This window comes from Clostridium tagluense, from assembly GCF_003865095.1.
Classification (GTDB): domain Bacteria; phylum Bacillota; class Clostridia; order Clostridiales; family Clostridiaceae; genus Clostridium_AD; species Clostridium_AD tagluense.
Genome location: NZ_BHYK01000024.1, coordinates 32,078 through 47,934 on the forward strand (window position 1 = coordinate 32,078; position 15,857 = coordinate 47,934).

The window sequence follows — 15,857 nt, forward strand, 5'->3', positions numbered from 1 at the left end:
CAACTCACCACCCTCTAATTTTTTTTAATTTTTTTAGGAACCCAAGGTACAAATATGTTGGTATACTTTGAATAATCCTGAAATTCTTTGTTGTCTTTGTAATGTTTTTCAAGCATTGGCACTCCAGAAACAAATAACAGTAGCAGAGTTATAAGTATAGGGCTAATAATTCCAGCTATGCCACTTCTTGATGATAAGCTGATTATAAATATTCCCCACCACATTGTAGCTTCTCCAAAATAATTGGGATGCCTTGTATATTTCCAAAGTCCCCCTTTCATTATATGACCCTTGTTTTTTTTATCTGAAATAAAATCTTTTAACTGTTTGTCTCCTAACGCTTCAAAAGCAAAACCAACTATCCAAATTACGACACCTATAATTTCTAATAACCCTAAACTTCCGGTGTCCGTAGCATTATTCATTATAATGGGATATGCTATTACTAGCATGAGAGCTCCTTGTAACATAAACACTTGTAAAAAGCCCCTTACTACTATCAATTTTCCCCATTTTTTTCTCATGGCAACATATCTAAAATCTTCTGGTTTCCCTAAGTTTCTTTTTAATATATGATAAAACAGTCTCATTCCCCATACAAAAACTAGGACTGTAACTATAACAGATCGAAAATTGTAATTTCCAGAAGTGAGCAATGTATAAACTGCTATCACTACAAATCCAAGACCCCATCCCATATCAACTATAGAATTGTTTTTCACAATCTGTGCAACAATAAAAAAAACAGTCATATAAACGAAAATAACTCCTATACTTTGCAAATATAAATCCATAATAAAACTCCTCTATTTTGTATTTTGGACACTAACAACTTATAAATGATACCGCAATGGCCCCAATCCCTGCATTTAATCCAACAACTGGTGATATTTCAGTAATATACTCTGGTGCTTGTCCTAAATTTTCCGTTAATTTCAAAGCCAGTTCACTTGCTTTTATATGACAATTGGCATGCACAACATTATAAGATATTATTCTGTTTTCTTGATTTGCTTTTTTAACTATGTCCAGTATTTTTTTTGTATTTGCTTTTGTACTAAAGGTTTTACCGAAGGCAATTCCTTTTCCATTTTCATCAATTGATATTATAGGTTTTAGATTTAAAATTTTTCCTATAAACCCTTTCATGGCTGAAACCCGTCCACCCCTTACCATATATTTAAAAGTATTAACACTAACATATATTTTTGCTCTATTAATAGTTTCTTCTATTATCTCCACAACTTGCTCATAATTTTTTCCACTCTCTAATAACTTTGCTGCTTCTAAAACTAATAATCCTTCCGCTCCAGAGTTTAATTTGGAATTAATTACAGTTATTTTCTTTCCTTCTTCTATAAATTTTTCTGAAGCCTTTTGTACTGCATTAAAAGTTCCACTCATCTCTTTTGACACTATGATTGTTATTATTGATTCATAGTGGCTAACTAAAAAAGAAAATATATTCTCCACACTTTTTATTGTTGGTTGTGAACTTGTAGGATACTCTTTTAAAGAGTCAATCATGGAATAAAATTTATCAGGTTTTATAGTCAGCTTATCTAAATATGGACTATCTTCAATAATTAAATTCAATGGTATAACATGAATTTGATACTTTTCAATTAACGCCTCTGGTAAATCAGCAATGGAATCAGTTAGGATAGCTGTTTTACTTTTCCTATTATTCACCACTTCATACTGCTTTTTCATGTCATCAACCTTTTGCTGAACTATTTTACCTTTTTCTCTTAATATATAAAATAATTCATCTGGTTTATTGGTGTGTATGTGTATTCTAATCTTTTTAGAATTTCCTGCAACAATTAACGAATCTCCTAAATGTTTTATTTCATTCTTTATCTCATCACTATTTAAATTTTCATTTGAAATTAGAGCTTCTGTGCAATACCTGTAAGTTATATCTGCAGTGAAATTATAGGCCTCTTCTTCCAACAGTATTTCTTCCATATGTAATTTCAGTTTTATAATGTTTTTATCCTTAAGGAAGTTCACAATTCCCTGAAGAAAACTTACAAAGCCACTTGCACCAGAATCCACTACAGAATGTTTTTTTAAAATTTCAAGAAGATTTGGTGTGTTTGCAAGGGATATTTTTGCATCTTCTAAAGTACTAATTATTATTTCCTCAAAATTTTTAGTTGCATCCTTCAATTTATAAACTGCTTCTGACCACTCTCTTATAACTGTTATCATAGTTCCTTCAACAGGATTTAAGATAGCTTTATACGCATATGGAACAGCTCTCTTTAATGCTTCCGCAAATGTTGATATAGTTAGAACTTCTGTATCATTTATTTCTTCATTAATTCCATTTATAAATTGCGCAAAAATTATTCCTGAATTTCCTCTTGCTCCAATTAGTGCTGCATCCGCCATAGAATTAATTGTAGCTTTAATGGAATTTTCAAATTTTGTTTCTTCAATTATGGCATTCATGGTAGATATAAGATTGCTACCCGTATCCCCATCTGGAATAGGAAAGACATTCATTTTATTTAGTGCATTTTTTTGTTTTCTTACATGTATAACGCCTGATAAAAATGCGTTATATAATACTTCACCATTTACATTATTCACTTTCATATGTAATCTCTCCTTAATAATATTTTTTATTTTCAAATAATATTTATTGAATCATACCATATCTGCTCAACTATATATATATATATATATATTCTTAAATTAATTTTAACTATAGCACATTTTGTTTAAATTTTAGTTTTTTTGTATATAAATAGTAAAAAGCATCTGCTAGGCAGATGCTTTTTACTATTTATATACATTTTACATATTGTTTTTGTACTAAAAAGGCATAATAAAAGTTTTTTTTGTTTTAGGATTTTTGGTTATATAGACATCTAATCCATAAACTTTCTTAATTATATCTTCAGTTAATACTTCCTCTGGGATTCCATCTTTGTAGACTCCACAATTATGCATTAGTATCATATGATCACAATATGCAGCTGCTAAATTCAAATCATGAAGCACTGCAATAATCGTTATGTTTTTATTTTGATTTAGTTCTTTTAATTGATTCATTATTTCAATTTGGTGATGAATGTCTAGGTGAGAAATAGGCTCATCTAGAAGAATTATTCCTGTTTCTTGAGCAATTGCTCTTGCCACCACAACTCGTTGTTTTTCTCCACCACTAAGTGCATTTATGCTTTTATTTCTAAGCTCCCAAGTGTTAGTTATTTTCATAGCATTCATAGCTATTTTTATGTCTTTTTCGCTTTCTGAGCAAAATCTAGAAATATGAGGAGTTCTTCCCATAAGAACTATATCTTGTACTGAAAAATCAAACTCAATTTCTGTGCTTTGTGGCACTACAGCCATTTCCTTTGCTAGCACCTTTGGTTTTATTTGGGTTAAATCCACTTCATCAATAAAAATCTCACCTTTTTCCATAGGGAGAGATTTTGATAGTATCCTTAAAAGAGTAGTTTTACCTGATCCATTTGGTCCTAGGATAGTATAAAATTTTCCGCTTTCAATATTTACATTAATATCCTTTAATACTTCTTTTTCAAAGGAAAAGCATACGTTATTTATCTCTATCAATTTATATCGCCTTCTTCTTTGTTCTATATAATAGATATATAAAAAATGGAACTCCAAAAATTGAAGTTATAATTCCCACTGGTATTTCAGATGGAGGCACTACTACCCTTGCAAGCGTATCACAAATCACTAAAAATATAGCTCCCCCCAGTGCAGAAAATGGTATAACCACCCTATTATCAGATCCAAAAATCATTCTAATAGCATGAGGCACTATAAGCCCTACAAATCCAATTATTCCACTTACAGATACAACTGCTGCAACCATTAGTGTACTTATTACAAATATGTACTTTTTAAATCCATTTACATCTATACCAAGACTTCTTGCACTATCTTCACCAAGGAGCATGATATTAAGATCTCTTGAAAATGTAGATATAAACAATATTGAGGGAACTACTATTATAGATAGTAGAATCACTTCATTCCAACCTGCTGTGGAAAAACTACCCATGGTCCACATAACTATTTTTTCAATATTATCGCTATTAAAGGTCATCATTAATGAAATTATAGAAGATAATAAATAATTTATAGCAATACCTGCAAGAAGAAGTGTGGCCACTGGAACTTTTGTACCAACTCTCGCAATATTATAAACTAAAAAAGTAGTAATTATAGCCCCTATAAACGCAGTTAATGCTACCATGCTCATTCCTAAAAAATGAGTTTCTTTAAGAAAAACCATGGTTATAGTGGCTCCAAGTGCTGCTCCTGACGAAACTCCTAAAACAAATGGGTCTGCCATTGGATTCTTAAAAATTCCTTGAAAAGAAGTACCAACCACTGAAAGTGCTGCTCCTACTAAACAAGCTAAAAGTATCCTAGGGAGTCTTAAATTCAATAATATGGTTATTGATGTGGACTTAATTCCATCTATGGATACAAAGTTATTCACTATTGGAATTTTACTTGTTATGATTAAAGCCGTCTGTTTAAAAGAAATATCTGCCACTCCGAAATTTGCCGCAGCAATCATCACAATTATAAGTAAAAATACCCCTACTCCAAAAACTCTTTTATAATAACTCTTATTTTCTATAAACGTCATGGTAGTGCAACCCCTTTTATTTGAAAAGTTCAGGATGAATTAGTTTAGCCATTGCTTCTAGACCCTCTGCAAGTCTTGGTCCCTGCCTAACAATAGTATTATCATCAATCCCCGATAATTTCCCATTTTTAACTGCCTTCAGATCTTTGTAACCATTAGTAGCTTCTATGCCTTTTTTTGTATCAAAGAACTTAGAACATATTAGAATATCAGGATTCTTTTCTACAAGCTTTTCTACACTGTATTTCCAACCAATTGCATCATCTGCAGCGTTTTTACCACCAGCTATTTCTATCATATTACCTATAAATGTATCTTTTCCTGCAGTGAAATCTCCACTTTTACCAAAACCTGCTACATAATAAACTGTTGGCTTCTTAGCATTTGCTACCTTACTAGTTATATCTGCAACCTTCTTTTTCATATCTGATATTATTGACTGTGCTTTTTCACTGGCATTTACAACCTGTCCGAGCTTTGACATTGTATCATATACACCAGCAAAACTTTCTTCACCATAAAGTACTATAACTTTTATATTAAGAGCTTCTAATTTTTTAACAACAGTCTTATCAAAATGAGTTGATGCAATAACTACATCAGGTTTTAATTCAACAATTTTCTCTATATTTGGTTTTAATAGACTACCAACAGAGGCTACCTTAAGGGTCTCAGTTGGATAATCATCGTAATCACTTCTACCAACTAGATTTCCACCTTTACCAAGGGCATATACTCCCTCTGTTATATTTGGCGCAATTGTAATAATCCTCTTAGGTTCTTTTTCAATGGTAACTGTTCTCTTATATGAATCTACCACTTTTATAGGATATAGAACGCCCACAGCTTCCTTTTTAGTAATATTGGGCTCCTTGCTGCTTGTAGCCTTGTTACCACATGCACTAAACACAAAACAAACAAAAATAGCCAAAACTATATTTATTATACTTTTTTTCTTAAACATAAATTTCCTCCATAAATTTTGATTTTATAATTATCTACTTAATTTTAATTGGAATTCCACAAACCACCAAGTGAACGCTCTGCGCCCTGGATGCTATATACTGATTTACTCTACCTGCAATATCGCGAAAGACCCTTGCCATTTTATATTCTGGTACAATTCCTGCTCCAATTTCATTAGTTACAATAATTACTGTTTTTGTGCTTTTTTCAGCTTCGCAAAGAAAATCAGCTACTTCTTGTAGAATTTCTTTTTCCATACTATCTATAGCCTCAGCATTAAGATCATCAAAGTTATCCCCTGAAATGTCAAACATAAGATTTGTAACCATTATTGTTATACAATCTAATAAAATCGTATCAAAGTGTATTTCTTCATTATAAAATACATGCTTTAAATTCTTATAGCCTTCAAAAGTATGCCAATTAGATGGTCTTCTTTCTTTATGCTTTTTCACTCTATCCTTCATTTCATCATCAAATGGAATTGAAGTTGCGATATAAAGTACACCCGCCTTTTCTTCTTTAGCTAACTTCTCTGCATAGCTACTTTTCCCGCTCCTTGCACCACCTGTTACAAGTACAATATTTTTCATATTATCTCCTTATTAATTTAGTGATAAATCCATAAGTAAAAAAATAGCAAATAAAAAAACCACACCTCATGGATGTGGAATAATGCAATTAATTTTTTTCACCTATTGGATTACCCAATATTATTGTTAAATTATGCATTTTTCATCCTCCCCCCGAAGACTAAAATCTTGAGCATTTAGGCAGGTTTACTGGCTTTAGCGTCATCTTACTCTCCAACCTTCTCAGTTTCCCAATGGTTTTTTGGATTTCATCCTCTAATACAGTAGCGGCGGGCTGCAGTGGTCTTTAACCACTTTTCCTTTTACCCCTTGTTACAGAGCACCTATAGCTAATATTTAATTTATAAATTTACAATAATAATTGTAACATCAAAAAAATATTAAAGCAATAGAAACTCATTATACCTTTGCATCAACTTAAACTGGTTATAAAACCATCAAAAAAGTTAAATATAAGTCATAAGCATTTTCAGCTTATGACTTACATTTAAACACTATTAATTTATTATTACTGTTCCAGCTGTTCCACCTATGGCTTCCCTAGCTTTTTCAAGGGATGTTATAATTGCTTTTCTACCTTCTTTTGCTTCAACAAAGCTAAGAGCTGCTTTTATTTTAGGAAGCATTGAACCAGGAGCAAAATGTCCTTCTTCAATATAAGTTTTAGCTTCTTTTACTGTTATACTTGAAAGATTCTTTTGATCAGGCCTTCCAAAGTTAATAGCAACCTGTTCAACTGCTGTAAGTACAACCAATGCATCAGCATTTAGAAGTTCTGCTATTTTACAAGAAGCAAAATCCTTATCTATTACTGCTGGTACTCCTTCAAGCGTTCCATTTCCTGTGTCAATTACAGGTATACCGCCTCCACCAACAGTTATAACAACATGTCCAGCTTCAACTAATGTTTTTATAATAGGTTCTTCAACTATAGCCATTGGAAGTGGTGAAGCCACTACACGTCTCCAGCCTCTATTTGAATCTTCCTTCATTATATATCCTTTTTCAGTCATTAGTTTCTTCGCTTGCTGCTCTGTAAAGAAAGAACCTACTGGTTTAGTTGGATTCTTAAATCCTTCATCATTAGGGTCTACTATTACCTGAGTAACTACTGTTGCGACTTCCTTATTTATCCCTCTTTTTCTCATCTCTGCCCTAATGCTTTGTTGTAGATGATACCCTATATAACCTTGACTCATAGCTCCACATTCAGGAAAAGGCATTATTGGGCTATTTTCATTTATTGAAGCGGCTGCTTCATAAGTAGCTATAAGTTGACCTACTTGAGGTCCATTACCATGAGCAACAATTACCTCATGCCCCTCTTCAATTAAATCTACAATAGCTCCAGAAGTTTCTCTTGCAGTTACTAACTGCGCTTCTGCTGTAGTATCCTTAGGATTTGCTTGAAGGGCATTTCCACCAAGTGCTATTACTATTCTTGCCATATTTATCTCTCCTTTTACGTTAAGCTAGTAAATATATTTTATTTAACAGCTTTTATATTTTATTGAAATTACATTTAAAGTTTAATTTTACCAATTGAGAGCAGTATAATCATTAAGATTGCCACTACAATAATCGCAGCCATTGCTATTTTCTCATTTGAAGTAATAGGTTCATTCTTTTCTTTCTTAGCCTTTATAAATACAAATATGCCAACCGCATACAGTATTACTGCTGCTCCTAGATAATTTATTCCTACTGCATAAATTACATATATCGAATAGACACAAGCTAATATAGAAACTATCTTATCTTTAGCTCCTAAACCATCTGCTAATGCAACCTTAACTGCATATAATGATGAAAGTAAGTATGGAATTAAAATACATGTTGTAGAAATTAAAAATACATTACCATAGGCAGACTGAAGTGCTGGTAAAAGTAGCGAAAGTAAAAATATTTGAGTTAATGCATCAGTTAATAGTAATGAATTTATTGCAGCACCATTGTCATTTTGTTTCATAAACCATTTCGGCATTGTGCCACCTTTTGCTGCAACATAAGGAATTTCCGCTGCAAGCATAACCCAACTAATTAAGCAACCTACAAGTGAAATTATTAAACCAACTTTAACAATTATGGCTCCAACACTGCCAAGTACAGTAAGAGATAGCATATCTGCTAAAGGTGTTGCTGAATTAATAAGAGTTTCAGCTGGAATTACTCCCATAGCTGTTGTTGAAACCAGTATGTAAAGAACTAAAGTTATAATTAAACTTATTATTGTAGCCGTTCCAACAATCTTTTGAGATTTTGCCCTCTCAGATAGTACTGTTGCAGCTTCAATACCAATAAAACACCACAAAATTGTACCCATTGCGCCTTTAACTTGCAAGAACAATGTAGTAGAATTTCCAGTAGCTGCTAAGGCTGTTTTCCAATTTTCTACATTGAAAGTTCCAGATTTGAATATTACCAGCCCAAATACAATTACCATTAATAATGGAATGAGTTTTGCAACTGTGGCAATTGCGTTTATTATTCCAGCGCTTTTAACTCCACGCATTTGTACATAATGAATTACCCATAATAGTGCTGATGCTAATATAAATGATACTATAGGTTTCACGTCACCGACTAAACTATTAAAAGTTTTAAATATAAGAATAAAAAATGCAACATTTCCAAGCCAAGCACTTAACCAATATCCCCAGGCTGAATTGAACCCAACAAATTCTCCAAAGCCTTCTTTTGCATAAGTAAATATTCCACCTGTAAGCTCTGGTCTTTTATTTGCAAGCAATTGAAATACTAGTGCTAAAAATGCTACACCAAGTCCACCAATTATCCAAGCAATAATTGTTGCTTGAGGGTTTGCCTTACCTATAAGATCAGTTGGACTATTAAATATTCCTCCACCAATCATGGATCCAACTCCAAGAGCGACTAGTAGAGACAAGCCTAATTTTTTATCATTATCCTTTTCCATTTTGTAATCTCCTTTCGCTTGCTAAGTAGCTATATTTAAAATTGGTGAGGGCAATAATATTACCCTCACCAATTAACTTTATATTTATAAATTATTTTAGACTAGTTTCCAAGTGTAGCAACCATAACTGCTTTGATTGTATGCATTCTGTTTTCTGCTTCATCAAATACTATTGAAGCCTCACTTTCAAATACTTCATCTGTAACTTCAACACCATTCATTCCAAATTTTTCAAATACTTCTCTACCAACTCCAGTTTTTAAATCATGATATGCTGGCAGACAGTGCATAAATTTAGTATCTTTATTGCCAGTTAACTTCATCATTTCTTTATTAACTTGATATGGTTTTAATATATTAATCCTTTGCTCCCACACTTCATCTGCTTCTCCCATGGATACCCAAACGTCAGTGTATATAACATCTGCTCCTTTTACTCCCTGCGCTACATCATCCGTAATAGTGATTTTTGCTCCTGTATCACTGGCTACTTCTCTACATTTATTAACTAGTGCATCTTCAGGAAATAATGAATTTGGAGCAACTATTCTAAAGTCCATACCCATCTTGGCAGCTCCTATCATAAGGGCATTTGCCATATTATTTCTTCCATCACCAGCATAAACAAATTTGATTTCATTTAATGGTTTAGAAAAATGTTCTTTAATAGTTAAAAAGTCAGCAAGAATTTGAGTAGGGTGATCTTCAGTAGTCAAGCCATTCCAAACTGGCACTCCTGCATATTTAGCTAATTCTTCTACTACTTCTTGTCCATATCCTCTATATTCTATTCCATCATACATTCTTCCAAGGACTCTTGCTGTATCTGCTACAGATTCCTTTTTACCAATTTGAGTTCCTGTAGGTCCAAGATAAGTTACATGTGCCCCTTGGTCTAGTGCGCCTACTTCAAAAGCACATCTTGTTCTTGTAGAACTTTTTTCAAATATTAGCGCAATGTTTTTACCTTTTAGTGTCTGCTGTTCTGTACCTGCATACTTAGCTCTTTTTAAATCTCTAGCTAAATCTAAAAAGTAGTTTATTTCCTTTGGAGTAAAGTCCATCAAAGTTAAAAAGTTTCTGTTTCTTAAGTTAAACATAATAAATTCCTCCTAATATTTTGTTATTTTTGTTTTTATAAGTCATCTCTGTTTAGAGGCATACTCATACATCTTGGACCGCCTCTTCCTCTCGAAAGTTCAGCACTTGGCATTGTTAAGACCGTTATACCACGTTTTGATAAAATTTCATTTGTAACATAATTTCGTTCATAAGTTATAACCTTTCCTGGTGCAATAGCTAGAGTGTTTGATCCATCATTCCACTGTTCTCTTGCTGCTATAATAGAGTCACCACCACCACATCTTATTAATTCAACTGAAGGTACCTTTAATGCAGATTTTAATATATTTTCTAATACATCTTTAGATTGTTTAATATGCAATTCTCCATTAACACCTTTTGTAATTTCAAAAACATTAAGGGGTCCTTCTATAGCTGGATGTATTGTAAATTTATCATAGTCAACCATAGTAAATACAGTATCAAGATGCATAAATGCTCTACAAGCTGGAATCTCCAATACTAATACTTTTTCGAAAGAAGCATGTTTTGCAAACAAATTCTTTGCTACCACTTCTATAGCCTCAGGTGAAGTTCTTTGACTACACCCTACTGCAAGAGTTGTTGCAGATAATACAAGCTCGTCCCCACCTTCAATATTATTAGGAAGGCTTCTATCGTACCAAAGTGGTACTTCATATTGTTTAAAAGATTTATGATATTCATGAATATATTTAAGGAACAATGTCTCGCGCCTTCTAGCTTCAGTTTGCATAGTATTTATTGTAATACCATTTCCAATTGAAGCACCTGGATCTCTTGTAAAGTAAAGATTAGGCATAGGGTCTAAGTAGAAAGGATATTGATTTGATATTAATCCTCTAAGCGAGTGCATCCCCTTAATATCTATCTCATTTTTTCTAACTCCAGCCATAAGTATATCAATCATCTCACTTGTAGGCTTTGATATTAAATATGTATAAAGAGATTCGTATATCTCTTTATTACTAATGTGACTTTCTTGTAAAAACTGTTGTAAAAATATTTTTTTTACTTTATCATCATTTAAGGCCTCAGTAGCAAGTTCTTCTAAATAAAGAACCTCCACATCATTTTCTTTTAATATTTTTGCAAATATATCATGCTCTTTTCTTGCTACTTCTAAATAAGGAATATCATCAAAAAGTAATCTTTCAAGAAGCTCTGGTACTAAGTTTTCTATCTCTCTCCCAGGTCTATGTAGCATTACTTTATTAAGTTTTCCTATTTCAGAAGTTACATTTATAAATGATTTCATTCAAACTGCCTCCCCGTTGTTTTTGTTGATGCCATCATTATAATGGGTAGGATTTTATTAGTAAAATAGAGTATTTTGCCATAAATGCATATATATCTCCCTTATCAGCATAGTTATTAATTTAGCACTTGATTTTTGCACTAAGCTCTGCTTTCCTCTAGAATACTCTGTATGCTAACGTTTGCAAACTAAAAATTTAGCAATTTTTGTATATATATTCAGGATGTCCTAACTTATCATGTATAAAAGAAAAAATAGAGTATAAATATTCACAATTTTTTTTTTTGAATGTTTATACCTCTAAATGTATAATATTATCTTGCTAAAACTTGCATAGGGTTATGTTATTAGGTATGCGTCTGTATTTTAACTCATTTTATTCCATTATATTGAATTAAAATCATTGATAATATTTTTTATTAACAAATTGTACATAATCTTTTATCTGAAAATTCTTTAAAAAAGTTGTAATAAAAATTTGTTTTTATTATTCAAGATCATTTACATACATTTTTTTTCAAGGGGTACACTATTATTATTGTTATTATGCTTATTAAAAATATACCATAAAGGTGATATATATATGGAAATTGAAACAATTGACTCTAAAATAAATACCATTGTAAATATATTAGGCCCTTCATCTCCCATTAAAGTCAAAAGAATATCAATTGGTAAAAATCCACCTATACAAGGTGCAATTGTATACATTGATGGTCTAGTAGATAAAAATATTATTAATAGGGATATTCTTAATCCACTAATGATAGAAACACGTAGCCCCATAGAACTAAATAGTGAAACCCCCAGTTTTTTGTGCAGCACTTATATAACTGCAGATTGTTCTTTTATTAAGGCTAATACGATGGAAGTTTCTAAAAACATTAAAAACGGAAATACACTACTCTTAATTGAAAATATAGAAGATTATATAGTAATAGATACCGCTGGTGGTAGCATGAGGGCAGTATCCGATCCAATGAACGAAACCTCACTCCGTGGATCCAGGGATGGATTTGTAGAAAACTTAGACGTGAATATAAGTTTGCTTAGGAGGTACATAAAAGATTCAAACCTCTCCATTGAAAAACTTGTGGTTGGGAGACGAACACAAACAGATTTAGCCTTAGTTTATATTAAAGATTTAGTTAATATCCAGGCCCTAGATGATCTAAGAGAAAGAATAAATATAATAGACGTAGATTTCATTACTGGTATGGGAGCACTCCAAGAATTTATAGATGAAAATGCCTACAGCATTTTTCCTATGTGTATGTCAACAGAGAGGCCAGATAGAGTAACCCCAAGTATTATGGAAGGTAGAATAGCTGTAATTTTAAATGGAGCTCCCTTTGTATTGACAATCCCTTCTGTATTTGTTGAATTTTTTCACACCGTTGAAGATTATAATGAAAAAACAATATCTGCAAATATAATAAGGCTTCTTAGATTTTTATCAGTTTTATTAGTAATTACGCTTCCCTCAATTTATTTAACCTTAATTAAATATAACGGGGAGCTAATACCTGTTGAATTTGTTGTTCCAGTAGTCCAATCACGAATAGGAATATCACTTTCGCCCTTTATGGAAATACTTATACTAGAAATACTGATGGAAATTCTAAGAGAAGGCGGATTAAGGCTTCCCTCAAAAATAGCACAGACTTTAAGTATAGTGGGAGGCATTATTATAGGAAATGCTGCAGTACAATCAAATATGGTAAGTCCTACTACGCTTCTTGTTATTGGAATCACTATTATTGCTTCTTTTGCAGTGCCCACAGTTGATATGTCTATTTCTATAAGAATGTTAAGATTCCCAATGTTGTTTCTAGCAAATGCCATGGGTATAATGGGTGTTGCTACAGGCTATACTCTACTTATCCTTCATTTGTCTTCCTTGGAGAATTTTGGTGTTCCATATATGGCCTTTAACAAGGATGATTTAAAAGATACTTTTATTCGATCAGCATTATGGAAAATGAATACCAGGCCCTCCATAATCTCAGAACAGAATATTAAAAGACAAACTAGTTTTAGGCATAAATTTAGGAGAAAAAAAGATGAATGAAAAAAACAATCTAATAACCTCTATTGAACTCTTTTTTATCTTGGTTGGCTGTATCATAGGTATGGGTGTAACTAGTCTTCCTGCAGATGTAGTAAGGATAGCAAAACAGGATGGATGGATTTCTACCATTATAGGTGGAATATATCCACTATATATTGTTCTCGCTTCAGGAATAATAATCAAAAGACATCCTAATAGTAATATAATGAATTTAAGTAAAGTATACTTTGGAAAAATAATAGGAAATGTTTTAAATTTATTGTTTATGTTTACATTTTTATTCTACATTGTACTAGTTATTTCTGGTTCAAGCAATCAATTAAGAGCATATAGTATATATTTTATCCCACATTTTAAAATGGTTATGATTTTTGCTGTTGTTGCTTGTTATGCTTCAATTAAAGGCTTAAAGGTACTCGCCAGATTTACTACTATAACATTTTTTTTATTATGTTTTATTGTGGTGGCATCCTCAGTAACCTTTAAGTCCGCAAGTATTTTAAATGTAAAACCTTTTTTTGGCGCAGGTGTCTCGAAAATTTTAGAAGGAAGTCTAAAAACCTCCTTCGCCTATTCAAATATGGAATTACTCTTAGTAATATATCCATATGTGGAAGATAAAAAATATATATTAAAAGCTGCCTACATTAGTGCCCTTGTCGTAATATTTTTTCATACATGGATAGTTTTTACATCTATCTATTTTTCTGGTCCGGATTTAGTAGTAAAACAGTTATGGCCATTTTCCTTCGTGGCTGAATCATTTAAAATACCTGTGATAAATAATTTTAGATATGTAGAGATGGTCATATGGATTACAATTGCTTATAAAACCATGTCTATTGAATTTTATGCTGCAACTAAAATATTAAATAATATTACTAAAATAGAAAGAAAAACAATTTGCTTTCTATTAATACCAGTTATTTTTATATTCCCTCTATTTATGGGAAATGAAGTAACAAGAAGAGAAATTTCTGGCAAGATTATGCCTTGGATAATCTTATTTAATATTTCTTATGTAACCATAATTGCATTATTAACTCTTTTAATAGATAAGAATGATCTTAGGCATATTCAAAAAAAACAACTAGAAAGTAAGTTAGTCTATTTTGTATCATATTCCTTATTAAAAAAAAGGAGAAACTTATGAATGAAAAGATATACTTTAATTATATTATCTGTTTCATGTATATTTATATATCTCTTATTTAATTCAAGCGAAGGTAACCTTGCCATAGAAAAAATTGATGTTTGCTCTGGACTATCCTTTGACCTCATTACAAGTAAACCATTGACTGAATATGATGTTGCTGCAAGTGCGTATACTTTCACTAAAAAAAATGAAATTTCAACTGTTATATTGGAAGGCATTGGTAATAACATTGCTGAAAGCAGGTCAACCAGACAAACTACCAGCAGCAAAGAATTCTTGCTTGGATTGCAGAAAGTATTTATTTTTAGCGAAGCTGTGGCAACTTATGGTATTAATCCTATTATTGACATAATGTTTTCTAATCAACAAATGAATGATGCTACGTGGATTGTTGTTTGTAAAGACAAAGCTCTTGATATGCTAAAATTTAAAGTTGAAGATGCTGTGTCTTCGGCAGATCATATTGATGGCATGATTGAAAGCTCTATGCAACAGAATTTCATGTCTGACGATTATAAAGTTGTAGATACATATGTAAGGGTAGACTCAGAGGGAAGAAATCTAGTTCTTCCATACCTTGAAATATTAAACAATAAAATTACTTTAAACGGCATGGCTGTTTTTAAAAAAGACAAGATGGTTGCAACAATACCGATTAAAGATGCCAGGTATATGAATATTTTAAGGGAAGATAAGGTTAAAGGAATACTAACACTTCAAAAGGATTCACTAAGCTCGATATCAAATTATGGAGAATCCAAAAGGAAGGTACATTGTAAAAAAATCAATGGAAAATATAAATTTATTATTGATTTAGAATTTAAAGGTCAAGTAGTAAATAATACTATGTATTCTGACTTTATGATAAACCCCAAAACAGTAGAAAAGTACACTCATGAATTAGAGGAAGAAACAGAGAGAAGGTGCAATGAATTTATAAATAAAATGCAAAACCAGTATAAAGTAGATTGCCTAGAACTTGGTCGTGATGCTGCAGCTACTTTTGGACGAAGCCCCGAAACAGATTGGGATAACATTGTTTGCAATGCAGACATTATTGTTAATGTAAAAGTGAAGGTTAATAATCTTGGAAGAGGTCAGTTTTTATTTAAAAGTAAATAAAAGATAATTT

At 31.8% G+C, this 15,857-nt stretch carries 13 protein-coding genes and 1 riboswitch; of the genes, 3 read left to right on the forward strand and 10 right to left on the reverse strand.

What is annotated here, in order from left to right:
* Positions 1 to 14: 14 nt before the first annotated feature.
* From Ctaglu_RS17985 to arcA, 10 genes are all read right to left on the reverse strand, one after another.
* Positions 15 to 794: a DUF1295 domain-containing protein gene (locus Ctaglu_RS17985; RefSeq protein ID WP_125004249.1), complete on the reverse strand. Its 780-nt coding sequence runs from the start codon at positions 792 to 794 to the stop codon at positions 15 to 17.
* 31 nt (positions 795 to 825) lie between these two features.
* The gene (locus Ctaglu_RS17990; protein WP_125004251.1) at positions 826 to 2,607 is read right to left on the reverse strand and encodes a DAK2 domain-containing protein; all 1,782 of its coding nucleotides are present in this window, start codon (positions 2,605 to 2,607) and stop codon (positions 826 to 828) included.
* A gap of 219 nt (positions 2,608 to 2,826) precedes the next feature.
* On the reverse strand, positions 2,827 to 3,591 hold the full coding sequence (locus Ctaglu_RS17995; protein WP_125004253.1) for a heme ABC transporter ATP-binding protein: 765 nt from the start codon (positions 3,589 to 3,591) through the stop codon (positions 2,827 to 2,829).
* A gap of 1 nt (position 3,592) precedes the next feature.
* Positions 3,593 to 4,645 carry a FecCD family ABC transporter permease gene (locus tag Ctaglu_RS18000; RefSeq protein WP_125004255.1) on the reverse strand — a complete coding sequence of 351 codons (1,053 nt, stop codon included), beginning with the start codon at positions 4,643 to 4,645 and terminating at the stop codon, positions 3,593 to 3,595.
* 16 nt (positions 4,646 to 4,661) lie between these two features.
* Entirely contained in the window at positions 4,662 to 5,609 is a 948-nt protein-coding gene (locus Ctaglu_RS18005; protein ID WP_125004257.1) for an ABC transporter substrate-binding protein, read from the reverse strand.
* Positions 5,610 to 5,643: 34 nt separating this feature from the next.
* Positions 5,644 to 6,204: a bifunctional adenosylcobinamide kinase/adenosylcobinamide-phosphate guanylyltransferase gene (cobU, locus tag Ctaglu_RS18010; RefSeq protein WP_125004259.1), complete on the reverse strand. Its 561-nt coding sequence runs from the start codon at positions 6,202 to 6,204 to the stop codon at positions 5,644 to 5,646.
* Positions 6,205 to 6,366: 162 nt separating this feature from the next.
* Positions 6,367 to 6,545: riboswitch (cobalamin riboswitch) on the reverse strand.
* A 156-nt stretch (positions 6,546 to 6,701) separates the two neighbouring features.
* Positions 6,702 to 7,652 (reverse strand): carbamate kinase, encoded by a 951-nt coding sequence (gene arcC, locus Ctaglu_RS18015; protein ID WP_125004261.1) that lies wholly within the window; start codon positions 7,650 to 7,652, stop codon positions 6,702 to 6,704.
* Positions 7,653 to 7,726: 74 nt separating this feature from the next.
* Positions 7,727 to 9,139 carry a basic amino acid/polyamine antiporter gene (locus Ctaglu_RS18020; protein WP_125004263.1) on the reverse strand — a complete coding sequence of 471 codons (1,413 nt, stop codon included), beginning with the start codon at positions 9,137 to 9,139 and terminating at the stop codon, positions 7,727 to 7,729.
* Positions 9,140 to 9,240: 101 nt separating this feature from the next.
* Entirely contained in the window at positions 9,241 to 10,239 is a 999-nt protein-coding gene (gene argF / locus Ctaglu_RS18025; RefSeq protein WP_125004265.1) for an ornithine carbamoyltransferase, read from the reverse strand.
* A gap of 35 nt (positions 10,240 to 10,274) precedes the next feature.
* Positions 10,275 to 11,498 (reverse strand): arginine deiminase, encoded by a 1,224-nt coding sequence (gene arcA / locus Ctaglu_RS18030; protein WP_125004267.1) that lies wholly within the window; start codon positions 11,496 to 11,498, stop codon positions 10,275 to 10,277.
* A 583-nt stretch (positions 11,499 to 12,081) separates the two neighbouring features.
* Here arcA and Ctaglu_RS18035 point away from each other — a divergent pair.
* Genes Ctaglu_RS18035 through Ctaglu_RS18045 form a run of 3 tightly spaced genes read left to right on the forward strand, consistent with a single transcriptional unit; the run spans position 12,082 to position 15,847 of the window.
* The gene (locus tag Ctaglu_RS18035) at positions 12,082 to 13,569 is read left to right on the forward strand and encodes a spore germination protein (protein ID WP_233439858.1); all 1,488 of its coding nucleotides are present in this window, start codon (positions 12,082 to 12,084) and stop codon (positions 13,567 to 13,569) included.
* Positions 13,562 to 14,722: a GerAB/ArcD/ProY family transporter gene (locus Ctaglu_RS18040; protein ID WP_125004269.1), complete on the forward strand. Its 1,161-nt coding sequence runs from the start codon at positions 13,562 to 13,564 to the stop codon at positions 14,720 to 14,722. Before Ctaglu_RS18035 ends, Ctaglu_RS18040 begins: the two co-directional genes overlap by 8 nt.
* Positions 14,723 to 15,847: a Ger(x)C family spore germination protein gene (locus Ctaglu_RS18045; protein WP_125004271.1), complete on the forward strand. Its 1,125-nt coding sequence runs from the start codon at positions 14,723 to 14,725 to the stop codon at positions 15,845 to 15,847.
* The last annotated feature ends 10 nt before the right edge of the window (positions 15,848 to 15,857 follow it).

Bases quoted from the DNA above. Each gene is read 5' to 3' on its own strand.
- Ctaglu_RS18000 (WP_125004255.1), bottom strand. From the start codon at position 4,645: ATGACGTTTATAGAAAATAAGAGTTATTATAAAAGAGTTTTTGGAGTA.
- Ctaglu_RS18020 (WP_125004263.1), bottom strand. From the start codon at position 9,139: ATGGAAAAGGATAATGATAAAAAATTAGGCTTGTCTCTACTAGTCGCT.
- Ctaglu_RS18035 (WP_233439858.1), top strand. From the start codon at position 12,082: ATGGAAATTGAAACAATTGACTCTAAAATAAATACCATTGTAAATATA.
- Ctaglu_RS18045 (WP_125004271.1), top strand. From the start codon at position 14,723: ATGAAAAGATATACTTTAATTATATTATCTGTTTCATGTATATTTATA.
- Ctaglu_RS18005 (WP_125004257.1), bottom strand. From the start codon at position 5,609: ATGTTTAAGAAAAAAAGTATAATAAATATAGTTTTGGCTATTTTTGTT.
- Ctaglu_RS18040 (WP_125004269.1), top strand. From the start codon at position 13,562: ATGAATGAAAAAAACAATCTAATAACCTCTATTGAACTCTTTTTTATC.
- arcA (WP_125004267.1), bottom strand. From the start codon at position 11,498: ATGAAATCATTTATAAATGTAACTTCTGAAATAGGAAAACTTAATAAA.
- argF (WP_125004265.1), bottom strand. From the start codon at position 10,239: ATGTTTAACTTAAGAAACAGAAACTTTTTAACTTTGATGGACTTTACT.
- arcC (WP_125004261.1), bottom strand. From the start codon at position 7,652: ATGGCAAGAATAGTAATAGCACTTGGTGGAAATGCCCTTCAAGCAAAT.
- Ctaglu_RS17985 (WP_125004249.1), bottom strand. From the start codon at position 794: ATGGATTTATATTTGCAAAGTATAGGAGTTATTTTCGTTTATATGACT.
- Ctaglu_RS17990 (WP_125004251.1), bottom strand. From the start codon at position 2,607: ATGAAAGTGAATAATGTAAATGGTGAAGTATTATATAACGCATTTTTA.
- cobU (WP_125004259.1), bottom strand. From the start codon at position 6,204: ATGAAAAATATTGTACTTGTAACAGGTGGTGCAAGGAGCGGGAAAAGT.